Here is a 6,250-nt window from a genome sequence, read left to right as displayed (position 1 = left end):
AAGTGTTGCTTGCAGTGCTTGTTCTATATTCACAAAAAAATCCGTAGTTAGTTTCCTAACTACGGATTTTGCATGATCGTTTGGATCGGTCAACCGGTCATTTTCTTAACTGATCGGCATTAGCCAATCGGCTCCTTTTATACTTAGCGAGAACGCTTATTAGGCTGAATCTTCACCTGTTTTATCATATTCTCTTTTACTTCAAGTACTTCAATAGGGTAGCCCGCAATACGTAGACTAATATTTGCATCGGGAATATCTTCCAAGTATTCAACAATTAAACCACTCAAAGTTTTTGGGCCGTCTAGTGGGAAATCCCAACCCATCTCTTTATTTAAATCGCGTACGTTAGCGCCGCCATCTACAATACAAGAGCCATCAGTTTGTGTTTCTACTTCTTCGCTTGGCGTACGAGTTTGTGTAGTTGTAAAATCGCCAACAACTTCTTCTAAAATATCTTCAAGCGTTACTAAACCTTGAATATCGCCATACTCGTCTACTACTAAGCCAATACGCTCTTTAGACTGCTGAAACTTTAACAGCTGAGTGTTAAGTGATGTTCCCTCTGGGATAAAGTAAATTTCGCGTACAGCACGCAGCAAAGATGGTTTATCAAATTGCTCTTTTGTAAGTAGACGAAGTGCATCTCGAGAGTGAATAAAGCCTACTGCGTCATCTATATTGTCGCGATACAACAACACGCGAGTATGTTGTGCATGGGTAAGCTGGCGACTAATTAGTTTCCAATCATCATTAATATCAATAGCCACAATTTCGTTACGTGGGATCATGATATCTTCAACGGTTACTTGCTCTAAATCTAAAATTGAGGTCAGCATACTTTGATGGCGAGCAGGGATAAGTGCGCCTGACTCATTGAGCACTGTTTTTAATTCTTCTTTGCTCATGCTGTGCTCGTCGATTTGAGCGGCACTAATACCAAATAATCGCAATATCCCGTTGGTCATCCAGTTAACGATAACAACAAAAGGAAAAAGAATTTTTAGTAACCCTTTAAGTATTATTGAGCTTGGAAAGGCAACTTTTTCAGGATAGAGGGCAGCAAGAGTTTTAGGTGTTACTTCGGCAAATATAAGCACGACTAAAGTTAACACACCCGTAGCGATAGCAATACCAAGGTCACCGTAAAGGCGAATACCTATAATGGTAGCAACTTGAGCTGCAGCTATATTGACAAGATTATTGCCAATTAAGATTAAACCGATGAGCCTATCTGGACGGCTAAGTAATTTACTGACTCGTTTAGCTGCACGATGATCCTCTTTAGCGAGGTGTCGCAGGCGTATACGATTGATTGACATAATTCCGGTTTCTGAACCAGAAAAATAAGCAGAAAAAAGCACCAAAAAACCTAAAATGATAAATAGGGTACTTGTCGATATGTCGTCCAACGATGGATCCTTTTCTTATAAATCAATGCGTATTAAGCTAGAGTGAGCAAGCAGAGTCAAGTTAAAACTTATTTAGTATCACTTCTTGTATGAAACGGCTGCCAAAATATGCGAGTGTGAGGACAAATGCAGCGACCATGATCGTAATAACCACAGGTTTACCGCGCCAACCCTTTTTCATATGCCCGATGGCTACAATGGCAAAAATAGCCCACGCAACTAACGACAATATCGTTTTATGAATGAACTCTTTAGCAAACATCCCATCAAGAAATACAAATCCCGAGAGTAATGCGAACGTGAGTAATATGGTGCCTAAATTAAGGAGTTGGTAAAGCTGGCGCTCCACAACCATCAAAGGAGGAAGGTGACTATGCACAATTGCTAAATCTTTACGTTTTAAACGTTTATCAATAAAGTAGAACTGTACACCATATAAAGTAGCAATAATTAAAATACAGTAGGCCAATAGGGATAAGGAAATGTGTGTTACTAAGCCAACCTCAATATTAATGCTTTGCAGTAAAATATGATGAGGAATAAATAAACTGGCAATTGTAAGTAAAGCACCAAAACCATAAACAACGGGCAATAATAAAGTGGCAGGGAACTTTAGCGACACAGCTGTTACTGAAACTACAATAACCCAGCATGTTAAAAGGGAGACGTTTACAATACTTAAGTCTTGACCGTCGGATCTAAAAACAGAGTTAACTAACAGCAGCATATGCGCCACTATAGCAACCGTGCTCAATATGACGGTTACCTTTTGGCTAGGGCCTTGTTGATGAAACAGGCGTGAGAGCACGTGAGACGTTGCTAACACATAAAATAAACTGGCAATAATAGTTAAACTAATAATCAGCATTGTGCTTGGGCCACTTAATTTGAGACAAAATAATCCTTGTTGTTATATAGCCATTGTATTTTATAGCAAAGCAAATGCATAGACCTTAAAAAAAGAAACTCAACAAGGTGCACTTGAACACTGTATTGTAAGACGCCATATACGGTATACTACTTTTAATTGAAACTTAATAAGTCAATCCTGGTTAATTGAAAATCAAACTAACCGCAAAATTTTAATGGATTGATATAAACGTCTTATCGGAACCGTTACATGTTTGAGAACCTCCAAGAACGATTAGGTAAAACCTTAAAAAATATCAGTGGCCGTGGCCGTCTGACTGAAGACAACATAAAAGACACACTTCGCGAAGTGCGTATGGCATTTTTAGAAGCCGATGTGGCACTGCCTGTTGTTCGCGAGTTTGTAAAACAAGTTAAAGAACGTGCAGTTGGGGTTGAAGTTACCAAAAGCTTAAGCCCAGGCCAAGTATTTATAAAAATAGTGCGTGAAGAACTAGAAAAAGCAATGGGTGAGGCCAATGAAGAGCTAAGCCTAAATGCACAACCGCCAGCCGTTGTTATGGTAGCGGGTCTGCAAGGTGCGGGTAAAACCACCAGTGTAGCTAAGCTTGCTAAGTTTTTAAAAGAACGCAAAAAGAAATCAGTGCTTGTAGTAAGTGCCGATGTTTATCGCCCTGCTGCGATTAAACAGCTAGAAACGCTTGCTACAGAAGTTGACGTTGATTTCTTTCCAAGTGATATTTCGCAAAAGCCAGTGGATATTGCAAACGCTGCAATTTCTCATGCTAAAAAGAAATTTATAGATGTAGTACTTGTTGATACCGCAGGTCGTTTACATGTTGACAGCAACATGATGGACGAGATTAAAGATCTTCACAAAGCAATCAACCCAATTGAAACTTTATTCGTTGTTGATGCAATGACGGGTCAAGATGCGGCAAATACAGCTAAAGCATTTGACGAAGCCCTGCCACTAACCGGTGTAATATTAACAAAAACCGATGGTGATGCACGTGGTGGTGCTGCTTTATCTATTCGTCATATCACAGGCAAACCAATTAAATTTATGGGTGTGGGTGAGCGTACTGACGCACTAGAGCCTTTTCATCCAGACCGTATAGCGTCGCGTATTTTAGGTATGGGTGATGTACTTTCATTAATCGAAGAAGTCGAAATGAAAGTAGATAAAGAGCAAGCTGCCAAAGTTGCTGAAAAAGTATTTAAAGGTGCCGGTTTTACCCTTGACGACTTTGCTGATCAATTAAAGCAAATGAAAAATATGGGTGGCATGATGTCGATGCTTGATAAGCTCCCTGGTATGTCTAACTTACCAGATGCCGTTAAAGGCCAAATGGGTGACAAAACATTTATCCAAATGGAAGCTATTATTAGCTCAATGACTAAAAAAGAGCGCGCACGTCCAGAAATCATCAAAGGTTCACGTAAAAAACGCATAGCTGCTGGCTCTGGTACACAAGTACAAGAGATTAATAAGTTGCTTAAGCAGTTTACGCAAATGCAAAAAATGATGAAAAAGATGAAAGGTAAAGGCGGCATGACTAAAATGATGCGCGGTATGAAAGGCATGTTACCACCTGGGATGATGGGTGGCGGTGGTCCTAAGTTTTAAAAAATACTTTTGAGTTATTTTTTAAAATAATAGCGAATCATATTTAAAGGAGCAAATAGCTCCTTTTTTGTTGAATAAATTATGCATGTAATACACCTTTAACCCTATTTTGTCGTTGAGATCACGGTTTAACCTACTAAACTGTCTTTTTGCTTCACTTCTTACTTGCGTTATTGCCAAAAACTCGTACAATTCCCCAGCTCCCCATTCTGGGGAGTAAATCTTATTAATGAAAACAGTCAATCTTTATAGAGGACGGTATGGTAACTATTCGTTTGCAACGTGGTGGCGCTAAAAAACGCCCTTTCTATCAAATTGTGGTTGCGGATAGCCGTTTCTCGCGTGACGGTCGCTTCATCGAGAAAGTAGGCTTTTTTAACCCAATTGCTTCAGGTCAAGAAGAAAAAATTCGTTTAGATTTACCACGTGTTGAACACTGGGTAGGTCAGGGCGCATCTCTTTCAGATCGCGTAGCTAAGTTAGTAAAAGACGCTCGTAAAGCGGCTTAATAGGCGTAAGTGTAACCATGAGTCAAGAGAACACCTCATCAATAATTGTCGTAGGAAAGCTCGGTGCCCCATATGGTATAAAGGGCTGGCTTAAGGTACATTCATTTACTGATGATCCCGTAGGGATCTTCGATTTCAGCCCGTGGTTGATAGGGCAGCAAGGTAAATGGCAGTCCTTAGAAGTGGTCGACTGGCGTCGCCACAACAAAGGCTTTATCGCTAAATTTGCGCAGATAAACGACCGAGACGAAGCAATGGCTTATACCCATGCTGAAATCTCAATGGATGCAGCGCATTTACCAGAACTTCCGCAAGGTGAGTTCTATTGGCGAGATCTCATTGGCATGTCTGTTGTAACCGATAAAGGTTATAGCTTAGGCATTGTTGATGACCTTATGGAGACAGGGTCAAATGACGTACTAGTTGTGAAAGCAAACAGTAAAGACGCATTTGGTCAAGCTGAACGTTTGATTCCTTTTTTAACTGATTCAGTTATTAAAGAAGTTAAATACGACGCAAGAGAAATTACCGTAGATTGGGACCCAGGGTTTTAATGACGCAAACTAGTTCATTATGGGTAGGGGTGATAAGCCTTTTTCCAGACATGTTTGACGCTATTACAGACCAAGGTGTTACCGGTCGCGCAGTAAAAAATGGTTTAATTGATTTTAACTGTTGGAATCCGCGAGACTACGCTTTAGATAAGCATAGAACCGTAGATGACCGTCCTTACGGGGGCGGACCAGGTATGTTAATGATGGTTGAGCCATTAAAAAAAGCGATTGCCGAAGCTAAAAAAGCAGCTGGTGATGGCGCTAAAGTAATTTATATGTCCCCGCAAGGGCGCAAACTTGATCAGCAGGGCGCTAGCGAACTCGCTAACTCTAATAAACTGATTTTGATTGCCGGTCGCTATGAAGGTATAGATGAGAGAATAATAGAATCATATGTTGACGAAGAATGGTCAATTGGTGATTTTATTTTGAGTGGTGGTGAACTACCTGCCATGACATTAATTGACGCAGTAGCGCGATTAGTGCCAGGTGTGTTAGGTCATAACCAGTCAGCAGAACAAGATTCGTTTTCGGATGGCTTGTTAGATTGTCCACACTATACACGACCAGAAACATTGGACGACAAACAGGTTCCTGCTGTATTACTCAGTGGAAACCACCAAGAGATAGCAAAGTGGCGGCTTAAGCAGTCATTAGGTAGAACTTGGTTACGACGTCCTGACTTGTTGCATAACCTAGCTCTGACTGAGGAGCAAGCGGTATTACTCGCAGAATTTCAGCAAGAGTACCAAAAAGCTTGTGGCTAGAAGACAGTTACACCTAGGAAAGTGAGAAACATAATGGCAAAAGTAAACCAAAATATTATTAAAGCGCTTGAAGATGAGCAGCTTAAAACAGACGTACCTGCATTTGGCCCTGGTGATACAGTGGTTGTACAGGTAAAAGTAAAAGAAGGTGCTAAAGAGCGTCTACAGGCCTTTGAAGGTGTTGTAATCGCTAAGCGTAATCGTGGTCTTCACTCAGCATTCACAGTTCGTAAAATTTCGAACGGTGAAGGTGTTGAGCGTGTATTCCAAACGCACAGCCCTCTTATTGATAGCGTAGCAGTTAAGCGTCGCGGTGCAGTTCGCCGTGCTAAGCTTTACTACCTACGTGAGCGTTCTGGTAAATCTGCACGTATTAGAGAAAAACTTAACTAATACGCGCTGTTTATCAACGCAAAAAAACGGGTTGCATCCTTCGGGTTGCAACCCGTTTTGGTTTTAGAATATTATTTTCTCAATTCTCAATTCTCAATTCTCAATTCTCAATTCT

7 protein-coding genes are annotated in these 6,250 nt (G+C 40.7%); 5 read left to right on the top strand and 2 right to left on the bottom strand.

What is annotated here, in order from left to right; genetic code table 11:
• Positions 1 to 143: 143 nt before the first annotated feature.
• Together H5122_RS19940 and H5122_RS19935 are read right to left on the bottom strand one after the other, a co-directional pair.
• Complete coding sequence (locus H5122_RS19940) at positions 144 to 1,412, bottom strand: HlyC/CorC family transporter (protein WP_002962198.1); 1,269 nt, start codon at positions 1,410 to 1,412, stop codon at positions 144 to 146.
• Between the two features lie 61 nt (positions 1,413 to 1,473).
• A complete protein-coding gene (locus tag H5122_RS19935; protein ID WP_002962197.1) occupies positions 1,474 to 2,280 on the bottom strand; it encodes an inner membrane protein YpjD in 807 nt (268 codons plus the stop codon).
• A 252-nt stretch (positions 2,281 to 2,532) separates the two neighbouring features.
• Here H5122_RS19935 and ffh point away from each other — a divergent pair, with 252 nt between their 5' ends.
• The 5 genes from ffh to rplS all read left to right on the top strand — a co-directional run bounded on the left by ffh (position 2,533) and on the right by rplS (position 6,135).
• Positions 2,533 to 3,912 (top strand): signal recognition particle protein, encoded by a 1,380-nt coding sequence (ffh, locus tag H5122_RS19930; protein ID WP_002962194.1) that lies wholly within the window; start codon positions 2,533 to 2,535, stop codon positions 3,910 to 3,912.
• Positions 3,913 to 4,172: 260 nt separating this feature from the next.
• A complete protein-coding gene (gene rpsP / locus H5122_RS19925) occupies positions 4,173 to 4,421 on the top strand; it encodes a 30S ribosomal protein S16 (protein WP_002962192.1) in 249 nt (82 codons plus the stop codon).
• A 17-nt stretch (positions 4,422 to 4,438) separates the two neighbouring features.
• Positions 4,439 to 4,975, top strand: coding sequence for a ribosome maturation factor RimM (gene rimM, locus H5122_RS19920; protein WP_024596584.1), 537 nt, complete (start codon positions 4,439 to 4,441; stop codon positions 4,973 to 4,975).
• Positions 4,975 to 5,742: a tRNA (guanosine(37)-N1)-methyltransferase TrmD gene (gene trmD / locus H5122_RS19915; RefSeq protein WP_002962190.1), complete on the top strand. Its 768-nt coding sequence runs from the start codon at positions 4,975 to 4,977 to the stop codon at positions 5,740 to 5,742. Before rimM ends, trmD begins: the two co-directional genes overlap by 1 nt.
• Before the next feature lie 33 nt (positions 5,743 to 5,775).
• A complete protein-coding gene (gene rplS / locus H5122_RS19910) occupies positions 5,776 to 6,135 on the top strand; it encodes a 50S ribosomal protein L19 (protein WP_002962189.1) in 360 nt (119 codons plus the stop codon).
• Positions 6,136 to 6,250 lie beyond the last annotated feature (115 nt).

The organism is Pseudoalteromonas sp. SG43-8, from assembly GCF_014164245.1.
In the GTDB taxonomy this organism is placed as follows: Bacteria; Pseudomonadota; Gammaproteobacteria; order Enterobacterales; family Alteromonadaceae; genus Pseudoalteromonas; species Pseudoalteromonas distincta.
Note: the sequence above shows the minus strand (reverse complement) of the source record. Positions and strands in the feature narration are given on the sequence as shown.